At 75.8% G+C, this 2954-nt stretch carries 1 protein-coding gene and 2 pseudogenes; all 3 read right to left on the bottom strand.

What is annotated here, in order from left to right; all coding sequences use genetic code 11:
- Window positions 1–405 (bottom strand): annotated as a pseudogene (locus TR46_RS42645) (hypothetical protein); the annotation flags it as partial.
- Window positions 405–1384, bottom strand: a pseudogene (locus TR46_RS29440) (NTP transferase domain-containing protein). The pseudogenes TR46_RS29440 and TR46_RS42645, both read right to left, overlap by 1 nt.
- 90 nt (window positions 1385–1474) lie before the next feature.
- Window positions 1475–2656, bottom strand: coding sequence for an acyl-CoA dehydrogenase family protein (locus tag TR46_RS29435; RefSeq protein ID WP_042407278.1), 1182 nt, complete (start codon window positions 2654–2656; stop codon window positions 1475–1477).
- Window positions 2657–2954: the final 298 nt, after the last annotated feature.

Raw genomic sequence — 2954 nt, 5'->3', positions numbered from 1 at the left:
CCCCTCCAGGGGGGCGGCCAGCGCCGCCCCGAGCGCGTCGGCGAAAGGCAGATGCTCCGGCGGCAGCGCGCGCACCACGGCGCGCAGCGCCCGCCCGCGCGCCTGCGCCCAGCCGAGTGGCGCCGTCGGCGCCCCCTGTGCCCCTGCCTCGGCGGCGTCGTAGTCGTACGGCGCGGGGCCGGCCGGCGCGGGAGCGGCCGCCCGGCCCGGCGCGGACGGTCGACCGGGTTCGGGGACGGGTGCTGCCGGGACGGGCGCCGTGTAGTCGAACGGGGCGCCCCCAGCCCCGGCCCCGTGCTCCGGCCCGGGTCCGGCCGCCCCGCCCCCGCCGTTCACAGCGGCCGAACGGACCAGGAACGGATAGGCGTCGAGCAGGTCCCCATCGCTGGTCTCCTCACCGCCCATCAGCCGGACGTCCCACCGCTCGGCTGCTCGCCGCTCGCGCGCTCGTCGGCCCGGCGCCGGGCCAGCTCCACGATCTTGCGGTTCGCCTCCGCAACGGCCCCGGCGCCACCGCCGGCCTGAGCGGCGGCATAGCCGACCAGGAACGCCGTCAGCGGTGCGGCGGGACGGGCCACACCATGGGCCACGTCCTTGGTCATGTCGAGCAGTCCGGTTACATCGACCTCCAGGTCGATCCCCAGCACGGCCTTCGCTTCGGTGATCCAGTCATCCAGCACCCTCCCATCGTCCCCGATCCCGGTGCCGGGAGCGTGCAAGGCAACGTTTCGCAGCCGTGTCACTTGTCTCGCGGAACGTGATCACGTGCGTGAGCACGTGCGCGGGCGGCTTCGAGGTCGTCCCAGGTGTCGCAGTCGAGCGAGGCCCCGTCGGCGTCGGCGATCCGACGGGTGGTCAGCCCGCCGACCAGGCGGCGCAGCGGGAGCCCGGCCGGGTCGCCGAGTTCCGCGAGGGCTGCCCGCAGCGGAGCGGTGCGGTAGGCAGCGGCGAGCGGCTGGTCGCGCCCGCCGGCGTCGACCAGGACCGCCGCGTCGACCGGCGCGTCCGGGTCCGCACCGCTGTCCCCGCCCTCGTCCCCGTCCAGCATCCGCAGCAGCGTGTCAGCGGTCGACGGTCCGAAGAACGGCAGGTCCCCGGCGAGCAGCAGGACCCGGTCCGCGGTCACCGACGGCAGCGCCGCCGCCACCGCCGCCACCGGTCCGCCGCCGGGCGGCTGCTCGCGCACCCAGTCCACCGGTCGGCGGGTCGGCCGGGCCGGACCGACCACGACGGTGGTCCGCGCGCCCGCGCAGCCGGCCAGCACCCGGTCCAGCAGCGCGGTGCCGTCGACCTCCAGCGCCACCTTGTCCGTCGCCCCGCCGAACCGCCGGGCGGCGCCGCCGGCCAGCACCACCGCGTCGTACGCTCCCACCGAACCGTCCATCCGCCCAGTATGGGCGCGCCACGCGGGCCTGCGCCGGGCGCTCAGAGCCGGGCCGCCAGAGCCGGGCCGCTCAGTGCCGGGCCGGGCCGCTCAGAGCTGGTAGGCGGCCAGCACCGTCGCCACCTCGTCCTCGAACGCCGCGGCCGGGCCGAGGTACAGCTCCAGGTGCTTGGCCCAGGCGTGGTAGCGGTGCAGCGGGTAGTCGAGGTCGGCGCCCATGCCGCCGTGCAGGTGCTGGGCGCTCGCCGCGACCGAGCGGACGCCCTCCGCCGACCAGACCTTCGCGGTGGCGAGGTCCGCGGCCAGCGGGATCCGGTCCGGGTCGTCCGTGCCGTCCGCCGCGGTGACCAGGCCGATCCGCCAGGCCGCCTGCCAGAGCGTGACCTCCATCGCCCGCAGGTCGATGTACCGGTCCGCGACCTGCATCGACACCGCCTGGAAGGTGGCGATGGGATGCCCGAACTGCTCGCGCCTGCCGGTGTAGTCGGCGGTGATCCGCAGGATCTGCTCGCCCAGGCCCAGGCACAGCGCCGCCGTGCCGACGATCAGCAGACCGCGTAGGTACAGCCAGTTGGCGCCGTCCGGGTCGACCTCGCCCAGTTGCGCCGACGCGTCGACGGCGACCCCGTCGAAGGCCATCTCCGCGGCGAGCTCCCCGTGCGCGGTGACCTGGCGGCGCAGCTCCACGCCGGGGGCGTGCGGGTCGACCAGCAGCAGCAGGGAGCCCTGCTCGCAGCGGGCCGGGACCACGATCCGGTCCAGCAGCTGGGCGCCGGTCACTCCGGTCTGCACCCCGTCCAGCACCCACCCACCGCGCGGGCCCCCGGCCGCCGGGTCCGCCGCCACGGCGCGTACGCCCTGGTCGGCCGGCTCGTGCCCGGTACGGCCGTGCGGGGCGACGCCGAGCAGCAGCCGTCCCGCGGCGACCTCGGGCAGCAGCTGCCGGCGCTGGGCCTCGCTGCCGTACCGCTGGACCGCGAGCGCGGCGGCGCCGGTCTCCAGCAGCGGGACCCGGGCCAGCACCCGCGCCGACTCGCGCAGCACCAGGCACCAGGCGACCGGGTCGAGACCGGACCCGCCGTACTCCTCGGCCAGCGCGATCCCGGTCAGGTCGGACTTGGCCAGCCGCTGCCACAGTTCGCGGTCGATGTCCTCGGCGACGGGCTCGGCATTGACCGCGGGGCTGGGCACACCGTCCGGAGCGACATCGGCGAAGGCCGCACGAGCGGCTTCGACTGCGGCCTGCTGCTCCTCGGTGAAGGTGAAGTCCACGGCTCTCTCCCCTTTTGCTGCCCGACCCCATGACGGATCGTCAGATTAGAACGGGTTCTAGTGGATGGGAAGGGCCACGGCGGCCCGGGGGTGCCCGGTCGATTCCGGCATTGCCGCTAAACCGGTCAATGGTTCATCCCTACTGTCATACGCACCACCGGGTCAGTACCTTCGTACGCGTGCCAGACCATCCGAACCAGGCGGCGCAGGACCAGGCGGTGCTGCCGCCGGACCCGGGCGCCCCAGCCGACCCCGCGCCCCCCGGCCCGGTGCCGCCGCCCGACGCGCAGGTCGCGCC

The organism is Streptacidiphilus carbonis (genome assembly GCF_000787775.1).
Taxonomy (GTDB): Bacteria; Actinomycetota; Actinomycetes; order Streptomycetales; family Streptomycetaceae; genus Streptacidiphilus; species Streptacidiphilus carbonis.
Note: the sequence above shows the minus strand (reverse complement) of the source record. Positions and strands in the feature narration are given on the sequence as shown.